Origin of the sequence: Acinetobacter sp. ANC 3929 (assembly GCF_000369405.1) — a bacterium.
Classification (GTDB): domain Bacteria; phylum Pseudomonadota; class Gammaproteobacteria; order Pseudomonadales; family Moraxellaceae; genus Acinetobacter.
This window is the reverse complement of sequence record NZ_KB849994.1, coordinates 215,209-237,190: the sequence shown is the minus strand read 5'-3', so window position 1 is coordinate 237,190 and position 21,982 is coordinate 215,209. Positions and strand designations below refer to the sequence as shown.

The window sequence follows — 21,982 nt, the reverse complement described above, 5'->3', positions numbered from 1 at the left end:
CGCACTTGCCTGCATGGAAGAGACAACAGCGTTTATAATATTGTTCATTTCCTCAATCGCACATGCCTTATGAAAATCCGCATTCTCACCATTGGTCAAAAAATGCCTGCTTGGGTGTTGACTGGATTTGAAGACTATTTCAAACGTATTCAACCTTTTGTACAAACTCAGGTCGTTGAGCTTCCAATGGCAAAACGCGGCAAAAATGACTCAGAAGCAGATATTTTGAAATATTGTCAAATTGAAGGTGAGAGCATTCTCAATGCACTCAAATCGAATGAAACCTTGATTGCTTTAGAAGTGGGTGGACGTGAATTAAGTACTGAAAAACTGGCAGATACCATGAAGCAGTGGATGCTTGAAGGCAATGATATTGCGATTGCAATTGGTGGCCCTGATGGACATTCCGATGCGGTTCGTAAGGCGGCTGCTTGGCATTGGTCACTTTCAAAATTGACTATGCCTCACCCCATGGTACGTATTTTGCTAATTGAGCAACTATATCGAGCCATGACAATTAATCATAACCATCCTTACCATCGAGCTTAAAATTGTTCTGATTTTAGAACAACATGTTGAAGTTTCAGGGCTGTCATTCTGATGCCAGTTTTGTCACGATAATGAGGTATTCCCTCTCAGGTGTTTATTTATGGATCTCCAGACGTTACCCGGATTGTTTATTTCCCATGGTTCACCCATGCTTGCCCTTAATCCTGAACAAGTGGGACCTGCACTTCATCGCTTGGGTAATAACCTGCCTAAACCTCAAGCGATTGTAGTAATGTCAGCACATTGGGAAAGCCAAGCCTTAGAGGTCAATACATCAACTCGACCACAAACTTGGCACGACTTCCGTGGCTTTCCTGCTGAGCTATATGAAATTCGTTATCCTGCAGCTGGCGCACCAAAACTGGCAGAAGAAATTCTTACGCGATTCGCCGAAGCAGGAATTGCTGCACATGCAAATAGTACGCGTCCGCGTGATCACGGCGTCTGGATGCCTCTATTACACATGTATCCAGATGCAGACATCCCTGTGATTGAGATTTCACTGCCAATTCAAATGAATGCAGATGAAATCTATAAAATTGGACAGGTTCTTTCTCCGTTACGCGAGCAGCAAATCCTGTTGATCGGCTCGGGCAGCATTACTCACAATCTTGCTGAACTATCATGGCAAGCAGATGCCGATACACCAACATGGGTCAGTACTTTCCGCAATACAGTTGTAAGTAAACTTACCCATCAAGACTACGATGCGGTACTTGACTGGCCAACGCTTCCTTATATCCAGCGAAACCATCCAACACTAGAGCACCTCGCCCCACTCTTTTTTGCGATGGGTACAGGTCATCGCTTCAACGTCGTGCATAGCAGCTTCTCGATGGGTTCGTTAGGCATGGATATTTACCGTTTTGATTAAATATCCAACTAAATCACATAAAAATAAAATGGGCTTGCTCAAAATAACGGCAAGCCTATAAATCTGCTATATTTTCTTAAAATTTACAAATAGAAACATTTAACAAACTTAATTGCTAAAAGGATGACATGTTCTCTTTTTAAGAATACTTTAAGCTTATGACTGTTATTTATTTACTGTTGTTTTGAATATGAAAATCAAATATTTAGTTCTTGCATTACTTCCACTTTCTTTAATGGCGTGCCAAACAGTGCAAAATGTGACTGATAATGTAATTTCTCAAATTAATACAACTGCTGCAAAAAACCTAACTGAATATAATTGGACTTACCAAGGTTCTAAAGCATCTAAACCTTTAGTTTTATCTTTTAACGCTGACCAAAAACTTGCAATCCAAACGGGTTGTAATAACCAAGGCGGTACTTGGAAAGTTGAAGGCAATAGCATTGTCACTTCACCACTTGTATCAACCATGATGGCTTGTGCTGATGATTTAATGCAACAAGAGTATTTATCTTCTGATATTTTCAGCGAGAAAAAAGTACCATTTGAAATTAGCACAGTTAACGGTCAAGCAATTTTGACTGTTACTGATAGTAAAGGTCAAAAGCATGTATTTGCAGGTGCAAAAGTGGCTAATAGCAATGTATTAACCAATTACACATGGTCATATCAACCTGCTGATACTAAACGTCCAATCGTATTAAGCTTCTTGGCGAATGATCGTTTATCTGTAGACACAGGTTGTAACCGTTTAAATACATCGTGGAAAGTTGAAAATGGTGTGATCACTACGGGTGATGGTGCATCAACATTAATGGCTTGTGATCCTGCGCTAATGAAGCAAGAACAATTTGCTGGCGAGCTTTTACAAAAACGTAAAATCGCTTTTGAAGTGAATGCAAGCAACCCAGAACAACCAACTTTAGTCATCGCTGATGCCAAAGGTCAAAAATATACTTTCGTAGGTAAGATGACACCTGAAGCAAAATATCAGTCTGAAGGCAAAACTGTTTTCTTGGAAATTTCACCAGAAACTAAGTCTTGCACAGGTGTTGCACCACAAACTTGTATGCAAGTTCGTGAAATCAAATATGATGACAAAGGTTTAAAAACTTATGCAGATAAAAACTGGTCATTGTACTACGGTCAAATCGAAGGTTTTGAGCACAACCCACAACAACGTGTGATTGTACGTGTTAAACGTTTTGACATTAAAAACCCTGCTGCTGACCAATCAAGCATTGCAGACGTACTCGATATGGTTGTTGAGCAAGAGATTGTGAAAAAACCATAATTTCATTTAGAAATAAAAAAATCCGATGCTTTGTCATCGGATTTTTTTATGGGAATTCCCACTTTATTAAAGAAGAAATTCGTAAGATTTTTAATAAATGCCCTGCGCTAAAATGGCATCAGCAACTTTTACAAAGCCTGCAATATTCGCCCCATCAACATAGTTAATTGAGCCATCTTGCTGAGTTCCATACTTAACACAATTACGATGAATCTCTTTCATAATCGCATGTAAACGCTCATCCACCTGTTCAAAAGACCAACCCAGACGATTTGCATTTTGCGACATTTCCAAACCTGAGGTTGCTACCCCACCTGCATTCGATGCTTTACCTGGCGCATACAGAATTTTTGCTGCAATAAATTTTTCAACAGCTTCAAGGGTGGATGGCATGTTGGCCCCTTCTGCCACGCAAATCACGCCATTTGCCAGCAAAGTTGCAGCATCTTCAGCTTTTAACTCATTTTGTGTTGCACACGGCAAAGCAATATCCGCAGGAATATGCCACGGGGTTTGACCTTCGAAATATTCGAAACCATGCTTTGATGCGAATTCTGAGATCCGACCACGTTGAACATTTTTTAGTTCCATTACTTCATCAAGCAAGGCTTTGCTAAAGCCATTTTTTAAATAGACCGTACCATTTGAATCCGACAAGGTCACCACTTTCGCCCCCAAGAACATGGCCTTTTCGGCAGCATATTGCGCCACATTACCTGAACCAGAGATCGATACCGTTTTATTGGCAAAACTATCGCCACGAGTTTTCAGCATTTCTTCAGCAAAATAAACCGTGCCATAACCTGTTGCTTCAGGGCGAGCCAATGAACCGCCAAATGAAATCCCTTTGCCAGTGAATACGCATGATGTATCATTACTTAACTTCTTCATCATCCCAGTCATATAACCAACTTCACGGCCACCGACACCAATATCTCCAGCAGGGATATCTGTATTCGAACCAAGATGACGATATAACTCCAACATCAAGGCTTGGCAGAAGCGCATGATTTCTGCTTCAGATTTACCTTTGGGGTCAAAATCTGAACCACCTTTACCACCACCCATTGGCAAGGTCGTTAAAGCATTTTTAAATGTTTGCTCAAAGCCTAAAAACTTTAAAATAGACAAGTTCACAGAAGGATGAAAGCGCATTCCCCCTTTATATGGACCAATTGCCGAGTTGTATTGCACACGGAAACCACGATTGACATGGGTCTGACCTTGGTCATCCATCCACGATACCCGAAATTGAATCGCTCGCTCAGGTTCAACCAGTCGTTCTAATAAACCATATTGAGCATATTTCGGATTTTTCTCAATGAATGGCCACAAACTAGTCATGACTTCTTCGACCGCTTGTAAAAATTCAGGTTGATATGGATCTCTAGCTTTAACATAATCCAGAAAGTCATTTAAGCTATTGTATTTCAACATTCACCCCCGAGTTTGTGATTTATATTGGTGCGAAAAATGCACCAAAATAGAGTTTCCACCTATTAAATACAGATTACTATTTCATCACAATGTTATTTTTAAGCTTAACTATTTTTATTAATTAAAATCAAAATCTTAAGATAATAAATATTCATTATTTATATACTAAATAAAGGTCAAAAATGTGGAAAAAGTCACATTGTTATAGAAAATAAAATAGTTTCCAAAACTCAACCACACTAAAAGAAATCAATTAAAGCACTATTTTTAAGCATAAAGCTGTTTCATTTATCTGGATATTTTTCGATTGCTGCGCCGTAATAAATCAATATTTGCTATACTAAGCTCCCAGTTTTTTGCTTCATCCTCGATACATGTCCGCAACTGCACAACACGCACTTATTGTCCAAATTGACCAACTGTTACCACAAACACAATGTGGTTTATGTGGACATCGTGATGGCTGCTTACCTTACGCAAAATCAATTGCAGAGGGTGAAGATGCCAATAAATGTGTACCTGGTGGTCAACCCGTTGCAAATGCACTAGCAGCCTTGCTAGAGCGCCCACAACTCAAAGCAGAACCCAGTGTTTGGGAAATTCAGCGAGATGGTCGACCACAACGCATTAAAGCGGTGATTCGTGAAGATGAATGTATTGGTTGTACCAAATGTATCAGTGCCTGTCCTGTAGATGCCATCATTGGTAGCGGCAAGTTGATGCACAGCATTTTGACCGATCTGTGTACAGGTTGTGAGTTATGTATTCCACCTTGCCCAGTCGATTGCATTGATCTGGTCGAAGATACCAAACCTTTACCAACAACAATGCAGCGTGTGACTGAACAGGATGATTTAAGACATCGTTATTATGCACATATCCAACGTGAAGAAAAACGTCGCTTGAGCCGTAAAGGGCCCATTGTGCGCGCTGAAATCGATGTGGAATTCTTCGCTCAATTTTCTCAGGCACTTCATAATGTACCCGTGATAACCTTGGCGGATAAGCCGCAAGAAAACACTACACTCGATGCAAAAACAACAATCGAACTTGCAAAAGTACGTACCCAGATTAAAAAACTCGAAAAACAACTCATTGTTCGTGCTGACGAATCAAAGCAAGCCCAATTGATTGCTTTACAACAACGTTTAACTGAATTGCAGGAGGTCTAAATGTCCGTAAAAAATATGACTAAAAAGCAGATCCAGACCTTTTTTGAACGTTTACGTGAGCAAAGACCACATCCACAAACAGAATTGAACTACTCCTCTCCTTTTGAATTGCTGATAGCAGTCTTACTGTCTGCTCAAGCAACTGATGTCAGTGTCAACAAAGCCACGGATAAACTGTATCCTGTTGCCAATACCGCTCAAGCCATTTTAGACCTTGGAATTGACGGTTTAAAATCATATATCAAAACCATTGGTTTATATAACTCTAAAGCTGAAAACGTAATTAAAACCTGCCGAATCTTGGTCGATCAATATCAAGGTCAAATTCCAGAAACACGTAAAGAACTGGAAGCTTTGCCCGGTGTAGGCCGCAAAACAGCGAATGTGGTACTGAATACGGCATTTGGTCAGCCGACCATGGCGGTCGATACCCATATTTTCCGTGTAGGTAATCGAACAGGTTTGGCCGTTGGGAAAAATGTGTTAGAGGTAGAAGATCGCTTGATTAAAGTGATTCCAAAAGAATTTATTATAGATGCCCATCATTGGCTAATCTTACATGGCCGTTATTGCTGCATCGCACGTAAACCAAAATGTGGGGAATGTATCGTTGCAGATGTATGTAACTGGCCAGATCGATTCGAATTTGGCGCAAGTAAACCAATCTCAATAAAAAACCTCAGTTAATCCTGAGGTTTTTTTTGCTGTTGCAGTTTTGGATGTAATTGGCGTACTTTGCCATTTTTTCTGTTTTCCAAGGCTTGTTGCTGTTGCACATGACGCAGCATTTTCTGACTTTGATACAAAAGAAATAACAGTAAAACGATGCTGAAAATGACCACTAAAATCAAAATAACTTTTAGCATGAGTTTTCTCCAAATAAAAAGAGCCCTATATTCAGAGCTCTTTTAAAATCGGCAACTTAAATTATTTATCTAAGATTGCAAATAGGTCAGCTTGAACGTTTTCGATTGCACGCAAACCATCTAACTTGTCATAAGTCGGTGCATTTTCACCAGAAGCAGCACGACCTTGATAAAAGCCAACCAATTGCTCAGTTTCGCTGTGGTAAGAACCCAGACGCTTACGAATCGTTTCTTCTTGGTCATCTGGACGTTGTACAAGGTCTTCACCTGTTTCGTCATCTTTACCTTCCACTTTTGGTGGATTGTAAACAGTGTGATAAACACGACCAGAAGCTGGGTGCTGACGACGACCAGAAAGACGCTGCACAATCTCTTCGTCTGGTACAGCAATCTCAATCACATGATCGATACTAATCCCTGCTGTTTCTAATGCTTCAGCTTGTGGAATTGTGCGTGGGAAACCGTCAAAGATACAACCATTTTCACAATCAGGCTGAGCAATACGTTCTTTAACCAAGCCAATAATCAGTTCATCAGAAACTAAACCGCCTGACTCCATGACGCTTTTCGCTTTTAAGCCAAGTTCAGTACCTTCACGAATTGCAGCACGGAGCATATCACCGGTTGAAATTTGTGGGATATTGTAGCGCTTACAGATCAACTGAGCTTGAGTACCTTTGCCTGCCCCAGGTGGTCCGAGTAAAATAATGCGCATAAAAGAACATCCTCATTTAAAAACAATAAATCTTAAATTGAGCAATATCATACAGACTTATCGCTCAACCAACATCAAATTAATTATAAGAAAGCAACAAATAAGTGGATTAAACCGGCAAAGAAACCAGTCACACCACCGAGTACAATTAAGATCCACTCATCTTCTTGGAATGCAGGACGCAATAAGTTCTGGAACTCTTTCGGTGTTAGTTCACGAATGCGGTCTCTAAACATTTGAAAGATCTTCTGCGCGCGACTTGCATTCAGAGCTGGGTCACATACAGGTCCCATGGTAATTTCAATTGAGCGATCAATCAAGTCGGTCTTGAGTCTAGCATACTCTCTTGGCCCTAATGAGAGCTGCAATGAGGTTCTGACCAATGGGGTTTCCATAATTTCATTAATATGGCGCTTGACAATACGACGGGTTTTATCTTTTTTACTGCCATACATCATTTCAGTCATAATGGACTTTAGAGTGATTAGATCTTCAGTCACCACACTGGCAAATACATCAGAAACCTCTTCCTGGCGCTTCATAAATGCACCTTGAACATTGTAAGTACCAATCTTTAAGACAGGCACAATCCAAGGAAACTTACGGTCTTTGGTGCGACGAAAAATCTGCGGGTAACGAATATAATGTGGCTCAATCGGATTAAATACCATCCAGATGGCAATCCAGTTGGTTAAAAAGCCCCAAATTGCCGCCCAGAACGGTACAGTCCAATGCCACGGCACCACGAACCAGACGATCATTTGGAAAATACCAAAGAACATCCCGATTAATGCACTAATATGCCAAATAAAGTTAATTTCTTTCTGGCCGACTTTCAAGAACATGCGGACCATTAAACGACGGTCACCTTCCATTTGGCTAACCACCATTTCACGCATATCAACCAGTGACTCGACGTTCATGGTCAGCTCAGTCACAAGTTCCCGAAGCGTTGTTGGCAACTGTTTATGTGCTTGTGCATAGATACGGCGTTTAATTGAATAAGGCAGGTTTTCCCAGAGTACTGCATTACGGTCAATCATCACCTCATCAATCAGATGCTCAAGCTCAAAACCAACTTGTTCACCAATGATCATGGCCATATCTTCTGGATCCATTGCTTCTAAAAACTCTCGCAATGAACCCAATTTAGATAAAGTGTTATCAGTGATGATGCCTGAAATACGTCCAGCTTTACGTGGCACAATCCCTTGCCAACCGACAGGTAATGGTCCTAAATGGAATCCCCAAAAGTTGATTGGGTAAAATACCATTTTCAATGCCATCCATACGTGTGCCCATGTTACAAAGGCGGTCACAGGGATGATACTTAAGACTGCCAGATGGTCAGGTCGATTTAAGAAAATCTGCCACAATTCATTGACGTAATCAAACATGCATGACTCTCTGAATTATTGATACATGATGGCCTATAAAAGGATGAACACTAATTTCCTCTTATAAACCAAAACTTAAGGTATAAGAAAACTGAAGAACTGGCTCTGATTTTTTCACAGTATTGCCATTCCCATCTTCTATTTTTTCACGTACCCCAGCACCTACACTAAAAGTACTGATACGTTCGCTATTCAGCCAAACATAAGCAATATCAGCACCTACACCCAAATTGCCCTTTTGTTTACCACCATAGTTCTTACTGTCTAAATGACCCGCATAAACACCAAGGTAATAACCATTTTTATCTGTACCTGTTAAATAGTACGGATAACGAAATCCAACTTGTCCACCAGGTTCATTATCATCATTTAGAAATGCCCCCGCTTTGGCATAGGCAATACCATATGGATTTACCCATTCAAGGTTGGCGTGTAATAATTTTTTGGTAAAACCTGCACCTACATTCCATGTAGAAACGTTTGCGTCTTTCAATTTAGGTTCGGGCTTAAATGGATTTTCATCCGCATGTGTTAAGCCTGTAAATGTTAAAACCGATAATAAAAGGCAAATTTTTCTCATTATTTTCTCCATTTTCCCTAAGAGTGTATTGGAAAATCCTATTTCAAACTGTTTGTGACTTTAACAGAATTATTTTGCTTCTAATATACAAGACCATACAATTTTAATGTCTGCAAAGTCAAAAGCTGTCGCGCTATCATTTGCATGAATTGTTGAAAATTCTACAGTATGATCATGCAACTTACGTTAAAATGCGTAGCTTTCGTATTCTCTCCATCTTGTAATTAAGTCGACACTCTATGAAACAGCACTTTCCTTTAAAAAACATGCAACAAGAAAAGCGCATTTATAAGGGTCGGATCTTTTTTGCAATTTCGATTGTGGCTATTTTTCTACTTTTACTGATCTGTCGTTATGCATATTTACAGATTGTTCATTACGATGATTTTACAACGGCCTCAGATAAGAACCGAATTCGTTTACAGCCCTTAGCACCTGCTCGTGGCTATATCTACGACCGTAATGGCGTATTATTGGCAGATAACTATCCTGTTTTCACTGCAACCTTAAGCCGTGCTGATGTCAGCGATATTGACGACACCATTACACGTTTAATCCCAATCTTAGGATTGACTCAAGATGATGTTGATCGTTTTAAAAGCCGTGTCAAAACGGCTCGTAAGACCGAACGCCTTGCAATCAAATTAAATTTGACTGAAGCCGATATTGCCAAATTCAGTGAAGTGAAATACGCCTTTCCTGGGGTCAAAATTGAAACCCAAATGACCCGCTATTATCCACATGGTGAATTGTTTGCACATGTGATTGGTTATGTGGGTCGTATCAATGATAAAGAACTCAAGTCTATTGATAAGGATTTATACGCAGGAACAAACCTAATTGGTAAAATTGGGGTCGAAAAAAGCTATGAAGACCTGTTACATGGTATCCCTGGCTATGAATCTGTCGAAGCTGATGCGCACGGTAATGTATTGCGTAATTTAGGTCGTCAGAATCCAGCACGTGGAAATGATCTATATTTATCGCTTGATTATGGTCTACAAACCATTGCGGCAAAACAATTGGCAGATCGTCGTGGTGCAATTGTAGCGATGGACCCACGTACAGGAGAAATCCTCGCACTCGTGTCTAGCCCAAGTTTTAATCCAAATCTCTTCGTTACAGGGATTAGCTCTAAAGATTATAGCGGCCTGCGTGACAACCTTGATCAACCGCTTTATAACCGCGCGGTTCAGGGAGCTTATCCGCCAGGTTCTACCATTAAACCAATGTTTGGTTTAGGCGGTATTCATTATGGCCTTGTCGACTGGAGTACAGCGATCTCTGATCCTGGTTATTTCTCACTGCCAGGTGATAGTCACCGCTTCCGCGACCATAAGAAAAGTGGTCATGGTTCAGTCAATATGCATAAAGCACAAATTGTGTCCTGTGATACGTATTTCTATGTCCTGTCCTATCGCATGGGCATTGAAAAAATGAATGACTGGATGCGCCAATTTGGCTTTGGTGAAAAAACCGGGGTCGACTTACCAAGTGAAAGTACTGGTCTGTACCCAAGCCCAGAATGGAAAATGCGTACGCGTAAATCAAAATGGCTAAAAGGTGAAACTATTTCTGTCAGTATTGGTCAAGGTGCATTTACCGCAACGCCATTACAATTGGCTATGGCCACCGCGATTACCGCCAATAAAGGCTCACATGTTACGCCGCATGTATTAAGAGAAACCAAAGGCGCCAAAAAGTTTGCTGTACATAATGCGCCTGATGGCAAAATCCAGTTTAACGGGACAGAACAAGACTGGACCAATATGCATGATGCAATGGTAGACGTGATTCAATCAGGTACGGGACGTGGCATTAAGGGTGGCTTACAATATTCAATTGCAGGTAAAACAGGAACAGCACAAGTTAAAAGTATTGCCCAAGGTAAACGCTATAACGAATCAGCACTTTCATCTCGACAATGGGACCATGGTCTATTTGTAGGCTTTGCACCTGCAGATAATCCAGAAATTGCGATCGCAGTAGTTTGGGAAAATGGTAAGCATGGTGGCTCAGCTGCACAAATTGCGCGTCCAATCTTCGATTATTGGCTCGTGACTCGTAAAAAGAATCCGCTTCGCCCAGCTAGCCATCAAGTAAGTGGCGGTTTGATGACTGCTGGAATTAAGCCAGGTGAGTTATCTGTGGCAAATTCGGCAGCACAAAATGCGACACCAGCATCAAGCCCTGTAGCAACCACACCTGCGGCCTCCTCTCCTGTTGCAGCCGCTGCACCTCAACCTGCAGATGGAGTGACTGAGTAATGAAAAATCAATTACGTATTATTGGTGGTGAATGGAAGCGTCGTACTCTGCCCTTTGCAAGTATCGATGGCTTACGTCCCACCCCGGACCGTGTCCGTGAAACCTTATTCAATTGGTTGATGTGGGATATTCAAAATGCACAGGTCCTAGACTTATGCACAGGCTCAGGCGCGTTGGGGTTTGAAGCCCTTTCTCGTGGTGCGGCCAATGTTGTGATGATTGAACCGAATCAAACCCAAGCACGCTTTTTAAAAGACAATATTCAACTGTTAAAAGCTGAGAATTGCCAATTACATGTTGCTACAGCACAGCAAATATTAAAGCAGTTAAACACGGCGTTTGATCTGGTATTTCTCGACCCACCTTATAGTCTGGATTTATGGCAAGAACTTGCCGAACTCGCTGACCCGATGATCAGCAACAATGCCTTTATCTATGTCGAAGCAGATCGAGACTTATCTCAACTGAAATTGCCAAGTACATGGCAGAAAATTAAAGAAACCAAAGCAGGGATCGTACGAGCTGGGTTATATCAAAAAACCAGTTAAAAAATACGTAACCAGAAAAATCGAATTAATTGCCCCCGATCAAAGGGGAAACTGGATAGATATTCATAACCTATTCGGTTGGTCTGGTTCAACTGATACATCATGCCGTAGCCCACTGAAATCGAGAAATCATCCAGTGAAAGACTGGTGGTGTCCCCCGTCAGCATTTTATGATTAAACTGATTGGTTTGATACGCTGTATAGTTATAGACGCGCCAACGTTCATTCTGAAAAAACATATTATGCAGAACAGAATATTCTGTTTTGGTCTGTGGATAGGCTGAATCAAACATTTGTTCTGTGTCTTCTGGCTCATACTCTGCAAAAAAATCATAGTCATCCGCATAAGACCCAAGTGATAAACTAACTAGAAAACAGAATAAAAAAATGTGCTTAATGTACATAACTCGTTGTTTTGATGCCCACCCTCTTTAGCATAACGTTAAAAATCATTTTATATCAACCGATTGAATATTTTACCTTCTCTAAGGTATCCATGCGCTCCTCTCATTTTCGCCAACAATGACGATTTGCAACATCAAGTAAAGATAAACGAGCACCGATTTCGCTCTGCTCAATTTCCTATTTTGCATAATTATCTTATTTATTTTTTGTCCAATAAAATCATCACATTGAAAAAAGATTAAATTTTATCGTGTTAGACATAAATAATGAATTTATAAAATGAATCATATATACAATAATACGTCCTTTAAAATTCTACTTTATTGATCATGAAGCTTTTGTACTTACTCATTGCCACCGTGAGCTTAACAGGTTGCATCTTTGGAAAATCAAATGAAGTAAAACGCGCTGAAAAAGTGCTACAGAGTTTTCAATGTAATAATATTGAATCCAATGAGTTAGCCACCTCTTCTATGTCAAATTTTTATCAACAGTCATTGGCAGCCAATAAAGAGAAAGCCGCAAACTATATTGAACAATATAAAAATGGTGAAGATCTCTTTGACATTCCACTTGATGAAGTTGTACAACAAAAATATCAATTATATAAACAAGCTTGTCAGGCACTCGGCGGTATCTCTGCAACTAAAGAAACAATCGCTTTAGGAACAACCGAGTAAGATCAATAACATTTGCCTGACTGTATTTAGGATACAGCATGATCGAAAAACAACTGACTTTAAAACATTATATTGCACTGGCTATTCTGCTACTGATCGTCGCGCTAGCAAGTATTGAACCGCTTGAATTTGAATCTTATTTATTACATCAAGCCGGTACAGCATTGATGCTGATTGCCTTAATTGTCGTCATGAAGAAGATCGGCATTAATTTTTATAGTTTTTGCCTCTACCTTGGTTTTCTTTTGATTCATATTCTAGGTGCACATTTTCTCTATTCATATGTTCCATATAATGAATGGATTGAACATCTGTTTCACTTTGATCTTAATCAAACTATGGGCTGGTCACGCAATATGTATGATCGGCTGGTTCATTTTGCTTATGGTTTACTGCTCTATCCGTTCTTTTATCGTTGTTTTCAAGTCTGGTTACCCTCTGCCAAACCATTTACCTTATTCTTACTTGTTATTCAATTTGTCATGGCATCGAGTATGTTCTATGAATTGATCGAATGGTGGATTGCCATCAGCTTATCACCTGAAGATGCAGAGAACTATAATGGCCAACAAGGTGATATTTGGGATGCTCATAAAGACATGTTCCTCGCTACAGTTGGAGCAATTCTGATTGGTTTTATCCAACTCATCAAAGAAAAAACGCTTATTCAAAAATAAGCGTTCTATTGTTCAGAATATCTATTAAATAATAGAGTGTTGCAACACAGCAAGCTGATCTAATGGATCAGCTTTAATACTTTGTGCATAATCAAGATTGGTTGAATCAGAACTACCTGAAATGCTCACTACTGTTGCAGGCGTTTGGCCAACAAGCAATTGATTCAAAACCTCATCCAGCTGGTTTGAGGTTTGGCTAGAAGGCGTGAGCAACTCATTTACACCTAACTTTTCAGCCGTTGCAGATTCATTGACTGGCGGCTCGATTTGATTGGCTTGCAAAGCATCTAAATCAATTGAATCCACCAAAGAGGCTTTCGCCGCAGGAGCCACTACATTAAAGCTAAAAGCACTACTCACTTCGCTAATATTTCCAGCAGCATCAGTCTGAGTCAAAGTAATTTTATGTAGCCCTAATCCTAAGTCTTTGGCAATTTCAAAACTCCAGTTTCCATTATCACCTACGGTGACAGTCCCTATAGGTTGCCCATTATCATAGATGGTCAGTACAGCTTTTGCTTCGCCCATACCCTCTAACTTTGGTTTACTGTCATCAGTATCACTCCCCGCTGCAATGATCCCTTTTACCGCACCGACATCATCTGTGACTTTTTGCAGAACTGGACTATTTGGGGCAATAGTGTCTTTGGTACCAATTACATCCGTTGCCTCGGAGCGATTACCTGCCGCATCAACGACATAAACTTTGCCGATATTTTTATCCGTCAAAACAGGTGATAGTGTAATCGTAAATTTTCCTTCAGCATCCGCAGTGCCTGTACCCAACACAGTCTTTCCATTAGCACTTCTAATTTCCACCTTACTGTTGGCTTCGGCAGTCCCTGTAACAGAGTCACCCGCCGCGTTGATCTGTACTAAAGCTTTATCTGGTGCAATGGTATCTTTGCCTGCAGTAATCTCAAGTGGCTTAGAACTATTACCTGCTGCATCCTCAATAATAATCGATGCTTTTTTATCTGCAGTTAATGCGTGTGAAAGCGTAATTTGAAATTTGCCTTGCGCATCTACAGTTCCACTGCCGATCACTTTTCCATCAGCATCTTTTATCTGTACTTTGCTGTTGGCTTCAGCACGTCCTTGAATAGAAGTCCCTTCTTTATTTACCTCAACTAAAGGTTGGTCAGGGGGTAATGTATCTTTTCCAGCAATGACTTTCGACGGAGTAGATTTATTCCCTGCTGCATCTTCAGCAATCACCGTTCCTCCCTTGTCATTGGTTAAGGGTGGAGAAACTTTAATTGAATATAGACCTTCTTTATTTGCGGTAACCGTACCAAGTAATTTTCCATCAGCATCGTAAACCGACACTTTAGCATTCGCTTCAGTCTTACCAGAGACAATCGTACCATCTGCATTCAATTGTGCCATTGGTGCATCAGGTGCGGTCACATCTTTATTTCCAATAACTTCACTCTTAGTTGCATTTCCAGCACTGTCAGTTGCCGTTACCGTAACTTTTTCACCTGCTGGCAAAGGCTGGGATAATTTAAAGGTATAATTTCCTTGAGCATCCGCTTGTCCCGTAGCAAGTATTTTCCCAGTTGAATCTTTAATTTCAATTCTAACATTTGCCTCTGTTTTTACAGTTATTGTTTGCGAATCATCCGTTGCTATTGTGGCTTTAATTGCGGGTGGAGTGATATCTATTGGCTGAATATCACTCTTATTTTTTTCATCTTTATTGTCATCTTTGACGACCCACAAATATGTCCCTTCCGCGACCAAAGCAGCTAAGCCGACTTTCCATAATTGTGATTTACTTATCCCTAGATCATTGTCACTGCTTTGAACAGGCATCGCTTGTGCAACTGGCTCGGTATAGGCAAATTGCGCCAGTGATGTGGCTGGTGCATAACGTACAAATTTGCCTGAATCATCAAATTCAGCAACTGCATAGGAACCATCTGCTTTAGAAATGGCCAAGGTATGTTCCGTTAGATTAGTATCGGTATAGAAATCGCTGAGAATAATTTTCTCACCGTTTTTTAGTGTTATGACAAGATCATTCCCTTGTTTGATAATTGACTTAATCTCCGCCTGATTTACACCAATTTGCACAATTGAAGGTTGGTCTAAAACCACACTTTTTAGTTGGGCATCCTGTAGAATATTCGAGTTTTTCTTCGAAAAAACAACGACTCTTGTCATTCTTATGCTCACTTATCAATTATATTTTTAAATAATTTTTAGATTAATGAATAATTAAGTAATTCATCTTGCAAATAAAATATCAAATGATTGATATGACTACAATCTCTTCTATCAGAAGTTTTGTCATGTTTGTTAAATTGACCAAATGTTTAAAACCAACTCCTATCTATAATCAAAATCAAAAACATAGCTAAGAAAAACCAGCCATATAGGCTGGTTTTTTTAACAGAACAGTTGAATCCAAATGCTTAAAATTTAGGATCACGCATTTGCACCAAAGTGCTATTGGCTTTGGCAAGAGTATCGGTAATTTTACCTAATACGGTTGGAATGAGACTCTCTGCCATTTGTGCAGCTTGTAAGCCCAATTTTTCTCCAAATGTTGGACGTTTACGGGTATTAATCACATAAATATCATGCTTTGGTAACAGGCTTAATAAATACTCATCTGAGGTTTGTAACTTATCAACCAAGTTCAGCTCACGTGCATCTTCACCATACCAATGCTCGCCTGTTGCTACTTTTGTAATATCCAGTTGTGGGCGATATTTCTCAACAAAGTGTTTAAATAAAGAATGTGTTTGCTGCAATTCTTCTTCAAACTTTGCCTTACCTTCTGGTGTATTTTCACCAAACATGGTGACGGTACGCTTATATTCACCTGCGGTATATAATTCAAAATCAACATTATGTTGCTTTAACAAACGATTAAAGTTGGGTACTTGTGCAACCACACCAATCGAACCCACCACAGCAAACGGCGCAGAAATAATTTCGCTGGCAATACATGCCATCATATATCCACCACTCGCTGCGACTTTATCGACGCAGATGGTGACGTTAAAACCGGCATCGCGTAAACGTACCAATTGAGCCGCTGCAAGACCATAACCATGCACCATGCCACCTGGACTTTCTAAACGGACCACGACACGGTCATGCCCTGCTTTAGCAGTCGCTAGAATTAGGGTAATTTCTTCTCGAATGGTATCTACCGCAGAGGCTTGAACATCCCCTTTAAAGTCGAGGACATAGATTTTTTGATCATTCTTTTTACGGATCTTGGCTTCTTTGCCAAGTTGTTGAACAAGTTGCAATAACTCCAAACGAGATGCTGTCGTTTGCGCAATTCTTTTTCTTTGTTCATTCACACGCGCATTTAAATGACTAATACGAATTTCAGCAGGAAACTTAGGTAAATGGAATAACATGAAGTATGTGCTCTATAAGTTCGGCGTTATTGATCTAAGATGTGGTCTGATCAATAAAAATTCAATAGCGATTTTGCAAAATAGATTCATTTTCATTTATATATAAAAAAAGAGCCCGAAGACCCTTTTTTCTGTCACCGTAAGAATTAGCCAAAACGGCCTGTAATATAAGCTTCAGTCAATTGATGATCAGGTTGAGTAAAGACTTTTTCAGTCGAGTTCACTTCAATCAAGTCACCCAAGTGGAAGTAAGCGGTACGGTCAGAGACACGCGCTGCTTGCTGCATGGAGTGGGTTACGATTGCAATGGTGAATTGTTCTGACAACTCTGAGATCAACTCTTCAATTTTTGCAGTTGCAATTGGATCGAGTGCCGAACATGGCTCATCCATCAAGATCACTTCTGGACTCACCGCAATGGTACGTGCGATACATAAACGTTGTTGCTGACCACCTGATAAGCCTGTACCTGGTTGGCTAAGACGATCTTTTACTTCATCCCATAAGCCTGCTTTACGCAAACTATTTTCAACAATTTCTTCTAAATCATATTTATCACGTGCCAGACCATGTAATTTAGGACCATAAGCAACATTGTCAAAAATTGATTTTGGGAATGGGTTTGGCTTTTGGAAGACCATACCGACTTGTGCGCGTAATAACACTACATCAAGATTTGGATCATAAATATCTTGATTATCTAATGTGACCTTACCTGTCACACGGCAGCTATCGATGGTGTCATTCATACGATTTAAAGTACGTAAGAAAGTTGATTTACCACAACCTGATGGGCCAATGAACGCAATCACTTCATTCTGGTAAACATCTAGGTCAATCCCTTTGATCGCCTCAGAGTCACCATAATAAACATGAACATCCTTGGTACTGATTTTCACTTCACTTGTCTTTGGCTTTTTATTTGATGAAGCCGTTTCAAACTGAGAGACAAATGCAGTATTTGATTGCTGAACTTGCGCTTCAGATGACGTAAATTCTTTTTGCTGTGGATTCACTGATTTATCCTTTTCTAAGGCGTTCATAATATCAATCGTATTCATTGTACTCTCCTCAATTACCAACGCACTTCAAATTTCTTACGGAGCCAAATAGCAAGGCTGTTCAAACCAATCATTAATGCCAGTAAAACAATAATCGCAGCGGCAGTACGTCCTTCAAAGAAGTTACGTAATTCATTACCTTGCCATAAATAAACCTGTACTGGCAACGCTGTCGCTTGATCAAGTGGTGTCGTCGGTACGCTTGCCACGAAAGCACTCATTCCGATTAAAAGTAATGGAGCAGTTTCACCCAGTGCATGTGCAACCCCAATGATTGCACCTGTCATAATGCCGGGTAATGCCAGTGGCAATACGTGATGGAAAATGGTTTGTACCTTTGATGCCCCAAGACCTAAAGCAGCCTGACGAATCGAAGGAGGTACTGCTTTTAACGATGCACGTGTGGTAATAATCACGGTTGGGAGAGTCATTAAGCTGAGTACTAAACCACCCACTAATGGTGCAGATAATGGCAATTGCATCCAACCAATAAAGATCGCCGCACCCAATAAACCAAATACAATCGAAGGAACTGCTGCCAAGTTGTTAATGTTGACTTCAATAATGTCCGTCATCATGTTCTTTGGCGCAAACTCTTCAAGATAGATTGCACTCGCAACACCAATTGGAATCGAGATCACAATCACGATCATCATCATGAATAATGAACCCATAAATGCACCAGCTAAACCACTTGTTGCAGGTGAACTACGAGAGTCCGGACTAAAGAACAAGTTGGTATTGAAGGTACTTTTAATAATTCCTTCTGCTTTTAACTGATCTGCAAGTTGACGTACTTCTGGTTCAAGTTGTTGCTGATCGTCTGGTAAACTACGGTCAATATTACCAGCTAACCATACATCAACATTGGCATCGGCTAAGAATTTGATCTCTTGCTTGCTTCCAATCAGCGCAGGATTTTTAAGCACCATATCACGTAAACGGTATGCTTCAGAACTGGTATATAAACTGCTCAGATAATCACGCTGAGACTCTAGTGCTTTATTTTTAGCAACAATCCCATTTACGATCAAAGCATCCCAATCCACCATCCCCATTTCAGTTTGCCAAGCCACCATGCGCTCTTCAAAATGAGCTGGGGTTTCACCTGCTGTTTGTTTTGGCTTCGCACCGACATTGATAATTGCTGGATCAAAATAAACAGGAACGGTCACGCTGCTTTGCCAAAAAGAAGGCAGACCTTTCGCCAAAATACTGCCAAATAGTAAGGCAACAAATGCCAGAGCAATAACAACTGCCGAGATACCTGCAAAGCGGAACGTTTTTTCTTTACGGTGACGCTTGGCCAAAGAGCTTTGAATCTTTCTTTTACGCTGCTCGCGTTGTTCAGCAGCTACTTGAGGATCCAATAGGTTTGGATCCAGAGGAGATGTATTTGATGAACTCATTCGTATTGCTCACGATATTTACGCACGATGTACAGTGCAATAATGTTTAGACCCAAAGTAATCACAAACAGCGTTAAACCAAGGGCAAATGCCACAAGTGCTTGCGGACTCGCAAAATCAGTATCCCCCGTTAACTGCTTCACAATCGTTACGGTTACTGTCGAAACTGCTTCAAATGGATTTGCATGCAATAATGGACTGTTCCCTGCTGCAAGTACCACAATCATGGTTTCCCCCACTGCACGGGATACTGCAAGCAAAAATGCACCTGTGATCCCTGGTAGAGCAGCTGGTAGAACGACTTGACGAATAGTTTCTGATTTAGTTGCACCTAAGCCCAAAGAACCATCACGTAACGCACGAGGCACCTGAGTAATGATGTCGTCGGACAATGAGGAAACGAATGGGATAATCATAATACCCATCACAAAACCTGCTGTGAGTGCGCTGGTCGCATTAATATTGATACCAACACTCTCACCCACCATTTTGAAGAATGGACCAATGACCATTAAGGCAAATACACCATAAACGATCGTTGGAATCCCTGCCAAAACTTCAATCACAGGTTTTGCCCAAGAACGCAACCTTGGCGATGCATATTCAGCCAAATAAATCGCAACCAACAAGCCAATCGGCACTGCAACCAATAATGCGATACCACTGACCATTAAGGTTCCCCAGATCAGAGGTAAGATGCCGTAACTACCTTCTGCATTTCCTGAAGTGCTAAAACCTGGATTCCATTCAGTACCAAAGAAGAAATCAACTGGACTAACAAAATGGAAAAAGTGTAACGCTTCTCTTAACATCGATAAAACAATACCGATTGTTGTTAGGATTGCGACACCAGAACACAAAATCAAAGCAACATTAATGGTTTTTTCGACTTGGTTACGTGCACGAAATTGTTGGCTAACATGACGCTTTGCCCAAACTAAACCAGCCAGTCCAGCACTAATCACCACTGCAAGTTTTGCAAAAGAGCCAATGGTCTGGAATTTAGCCAATTGTTGTGCTGCTGCAACTTCATATGCTGCTGGCTGATCTGTTACCCCGAAACCAGATGCAATTGCTTGCACTCGACTGGTCAAAACATCACGGCCTGCCGCATCTAAGGTCGAACTTACAGATGCAGGAATATTATTGAAAATAATATGTTGCAAAATACTTGGTTCAACCAAGTTCCAAATAATCAAAATTAAAAAAGCAGGAATACCACACCACAAAGCAACCAACGCCCCATAATATCCTGGACGAGAATGTAGTGTTGCTGAGTTATTTCCCTTACCTGCTAGGTTACGGCTTTTACTCAGCCCGATTTGATATGCAATTGCCACAAGGGCTAATAACACACCGATAAGTAGCAGATTCATGTAATCTCCTCTGTTTTCTCAATTTTCATGATTTGAAAAAACTTAGCTAGACAAAAAGGCTGATGATCCAACGTCTCACCAGCCTCCCTTTTAACAATATTACTTAACTGATTTACCAGCTTTAAAATCAGCTAGGATTTTTGCGCGCTCTTTGTCGCTTAAAGGAATCAAACCAGCTTTTTCTAATTTAGACCCTTTACCAGAAATTTTCTTGTTTAAGAAGAATTCTGCGTACTGTGGTAAGCCTTTGATTGATTTCAAGTGCTCGCCTTTCACATAGAAGAACAATGGACGAGAAACAAGGTAGCTACCATCTAATACAGTTTTCTCTGATGGAGTCACACCATTTACTGTCGCTACACGTAATTTATCACGGTTTGAATCATAGAAACCTAGACCAAATACACCTACTGCATTTGGCGAAGTCTTCAAACGAGCTAGAGTTTCAGTATAATCACCCGCGATTTCAATTACACGGCCATCTTTACGGAAAGTTGAACATGCTTTCTTTTGATCATCTTTACTTAATGCTTTGTAGTAATCAAATGCTTCACAACCCGCATCAACCATTTTTTCTTGGAACACTTCACGCGTACCGTGGTTAGATGCAGGAATTACCAGTGTAATTGGTTCATTTGGTAATGATTTATCAATTTGGTTCCAAGTCGTATATGGGTTTGGAACTAATTTACCGTTTGAAGGCAATTGTGCAGACAATGCAGTGAATACATGAACTGGTTTTAATTTATAAGCCGCTTTTTTTACATTTGATGCAAATACGATACCGTCGTAACCCACTTTAATTTCTTGTACTTGGTTTACGCCAGACTTTTTACATGCATCTAATTCTGTGTCTTTAATTTGACGAGAAGCATTTGCGATGTCGATAGTGTTATCACCCACACCTTGACAGAATTGCTTCAAACCACCACCCGTACCACCTGAACCAACAACTGGTGCTTTGAACTGTGGGAATGTGTTGCCAAATTCTTCAGCAACAATACTTGCAAACGGTAATACAGTAGATGAACCAGCAATTTGAATCGTATCACGAGCTGCATTCGCAGTCGTTGCTACAGTTGCCCCAGATACAGCTAATGCAATTGCGATGTGACGTGGATTTAAGCGCATTCTGTTTTCTCTCATTTATGCAATTTGATTTACAACTCTTTTTAAGCTAAGTGTTGTACTTTGGTTAACTGCATTTTGAGCAGATAATATGACAATTAAGTGACAACTTTATGACGCTTTTGTGATGGTCATTTCTCAAGACTAATTTTTAGAAAATT

General features: G+C 40.4%; 21 protein-coding genes. 9 read left to right on the top strand and 12 right to left on the bottom strand.

The genetic code is table 11. The features are described 5' to 3' along the window. The first annotated feature begins 69 nt into the window (after positions 1-69). From rlmH to F909_RS18585, 3 genes are all read left to right on the top strand, one after another. Positions 70-549 (top strand): 23S rRNA (pseudouridine(1915)-N(3))-methyltransferase RlmH, encoded by a 480-nt coding sequence (gene rlmH, locus F909_RS18575; protein ID WP_005145201.1) that lies wholly within the window; start codon positions 70-72, stop codon positions 547-549. Between the two features lie 100 nt (positions 550-649). Beyond that, entirely contained in the window at positions 650-1,423 is a 774-nt protein-coding gene (locus F909_RS18580) for a DODA-type extradiol aromatic ring-opening family dioxygenase (protein WP_005145199.1), read from the top strand. A 190-nt stretch (positions 1,424-1,613) separates the two neighbouring features. Then, positions 1,614-2,720 (top strand): META and DUF4377 domain-containing protein, encoded by a 1,107-nt coding sequence (locus F909_RS18585; RefSeq protein ID WP_005145198.1) that lies wholly within the window; start codon positions 1,614-1,616, stop codon positions 2,718-2,720. A 90-nt stretch (positions 2,721-2,810) separates the two neighbouring features. Here F909_RS18585 and gdhA read toward each other — a convergent pair whose 3' ends face one another. Then, positions 2,811-4,157, bottom strand: a complete 1,347-nt coding sequence (gene gdhA / locus F909_RS18590) for an NADP-specific glutamate dehydrogenase (protein ID WP_005145197.1) — start codon at positions 4,155-4,157, stop codon at positions 2,811-2,813. 374 nt (positions 4,158-4,531) lie between these two features. On the opposite strand from gdhA, the gene F909_RS18595 reads away from it, so the two are divergent. Both F909_RS18595 and nth read left to right on the top strand, forming a co-directional pair. Further along, positions 4,532-5,329 carry an RnfABCDGE type electron transport complex subunit B gene (locus F909_RS18595; RefSeq protein ID WP_005145196.1) on the top strand — a complete coding sequence of 266 codons (798 nt, stop codon included), beginning with the start codon at positions 4,532-4,534 and terminating at the stop codon, positions 5,327-5,329. Next, positions 5,330-6,016, top strand: coding sequence for an endonuclease III (gene nth / locus F909_RS18600; protein WP_005145194.1), 687 nt, complete (start codon positions 5,330-5,332; stop codon positions 6,014-6,016). It begins immediately after the preceding gene. On the opposite strand, the gene F909_RS18605 is transcribed toward nth, so the two are convergent. The 4 genes from F909_RS18605 to F909_RS18620 all read right to left on the bottom strand — a co-directional run bounded on the left by F909_RS18605 (position 6,013) and on the right by F909_RS18620 (position 8,887). Further along, a complete protein-coding gene (locus F909_RS18605) occupies positions 6,013-6,195 on the bottom strand; it encodes a hypothetical protein (protein ID WP_005145191.1) in 183 nt (60 codons plus the stop codon). The genes nth and F909_RS18605 overlap by 4 nt on opposite strands. Before the next feature lie 61 nt (positions 6,196-6,256). Further along, positions 6,257-6,910, bottom strand: a complete 654-nt coding sequence (gene adk / locus F909_RS18610; protein WP_005145189.1) for an adenylate kinase — start codon at positions 6,908-6,910, stop codon at positions 6,257-6,259. A gap of 83 nt (positions 6,911-6,993) precedes the next feature. Then, positions 6,994-8,307 (bottom strand): DUF445 domain-containing protein, encoded by a 1,314-nt coding sequence (locus tag F909_RS18615; RefSeq protein WP_005145186.1) that lies wholly within the window; start codon positions 8,305-8,307, stop codon positions 6,994-6,996. Between the two features lie 61 nt (positions 8,308-8,368). Continuing rightward, positions 8,369-8,887: a hypothetical protein gene (locus F909_RS18620; RefSeq protein ID WP_005145183.1), complete on the bottom strand. Its 519-nt coding sequence runs from the start codon at positions 8,885-8,887 to the stop codon at positions 8,369-8,371. A 239-nt stretch (positions 8,888-9,126) separates the two neighbouring features. Between F909_RS18620 and mrdA the strand changes: the two genes are divergently transcribed. Both mrdA and rsmD read left to right on the top strand, forming a co-directional pair. Then, the gene (gene mrdA / locus F909_RS18625) at positions 9,127-11,154 is read left to right on the top strand and encodes a penicillin-binding protein 2 (protein WP_005145179.1); all 2,028 of its coding nucleotides are present in this window, start codon (positions 9,127-9,129) and stop codon (positions 11,152-11,154) included. Further along, positions 11,154-11,702, top strand: a complete 549-nt coding sequence (rsmD, locus tag F909_RS18630; protein ID WP_005145177.1) for a 16S rRNA (guanine(966)-N(2))-methyltransferase RsmD — start codon at positions 11,154-11,156, stop codon at positions 11,700-11,702. The genes mrdA and rsmD overlap by 1 nt, the downstream gene beginning before the upstream one ends. On the opposite strand, the gene F909_RS18635 is transcribed toward rsmD, so the two are convergent. Then, a complete protein-coding gene (locus F909_RS18635; protein ID WP_005145174.1) occupies positions 11,699-12,106 on the bottom strand; it encodes a hypothetical protein in 408 nt (135 codons plus the stop codon). The genes rsmD and F909_RS18635 overlap by 4 nt on opposite strands. 330 nt (positions 12,107-12,436) lie before the next feature. Between F909_RS18635 and F909_RS18640 the strand changes: the two genes are divergently transcribed. Together F909_RS18640 and F909_RS18645 are read left to right on the top strand one after the other, a co-directional pair. Further along, positions 12,437-12,787, top strand: coding sequence for a hypothetical protein (locus F909_RS18640; RefSeq protein WP_005145172.1), 351 nt, complete (start codon positions 12,437-12,439; stop codon positions 12,785-12,787). 38 nt (positions 12,788-12,825) lie between these two features. Beyond that, entirely contained in the window at positions 12,826-13,464 is a 639-nt protein-coding gene (locus F909_RS18645; RefSeq protein WP_005145171.1) for a DUF2238 domain-containing protein, read from the top strand. Positions 13,465-13,488: 24 nt separating this feature from the next. Here F909_RS18645 and blp2 read toward each other — a convergent pair whose 3' ends face one another. The 6 genes from blp2 to F909_RS18675 all read right to left on the bottom strand — a co-directional run bounded on the left by blp2 (position 13,489) and on the right by F909_RS18675 (position 21,824). Then, positions 13,489-15,633: an Ig-like repeat protein Blp2 gene (gene blp2 / locus F909_RS18650; protein WP_005145169.1), complete on the bottom strand. Its 2,145-nt coding sequence runs from the start codon at positions 15,631-15,633 to the stop codon at positions 13,489-13,491. Between the two features lie 251 nt (positions 15,634-15,884). Then, complete coding sequence (gene sohB, locus F909_RS18655; RefSeq protein WP_005145167.1) at positions 15,885-16,847, bottom strand: protease SohB; 963 nt, start codon at positions 16,845-16,847, stop codon at positions 15,885-15,887. A 146-nt stretch (positions 16,848-16,993) separates the two neighbouring features. Then, the gene (pstB, locus tag F909_RS18660) at positions 16,994-17,908 is read right to left on the bottom strand and encodes a phosphate ABC transporter ATP-binding protein PstB (RefSeq protein ID WP_005145165.1); all 915 of its coding nucleotides are present in this window, start codon (positions 17,906-17,908) and stop codon (positions 16,994-16,996) included. A 14-nt stretch (positions 17,909-17,922) separates the two neighbouring features. Next, positions 17,923-19,317 (bottom strand): phosphate ABC transporter permease PstA, encoded by a 1,395-nt coding sequence (pstA, locus tag F909_RS18665; protein ID WP_005145164.1) that lies wholly within the window; start codon positions 19,315-19,317, stop codon positions 17,923-17,925. After that, positions 19,314-20,693: a phosphate ABC transporter permease subunit PstC gene (gene pstC, locus F909_RS18670; RefSeq protein WP_005145162.1), complete on the bottom strand. Its 1,380-nt coding sequence runs from the start codon at positions 20,691-20,693 to the stop codon at positions 19,314-19,316. Before pstC ends, pstA begins: the two co-directional genes overlap by 4 nt. A 99-nt stretch (positions 20,694-20,792) precedes the next feature. After that, on the bottom strand, positions 20,793-21,824 hold the full coding sequence (locus tag F909_RS18675; protein WP_005145160.1) for a substrate-binding domain-containing protein: 1,032 nt from the start codon (positions 21,822-21,824) through the stop codon (positions 20,793-20,795). Positions 21,825-21,982: the final 158 nt, after the last annotated feature.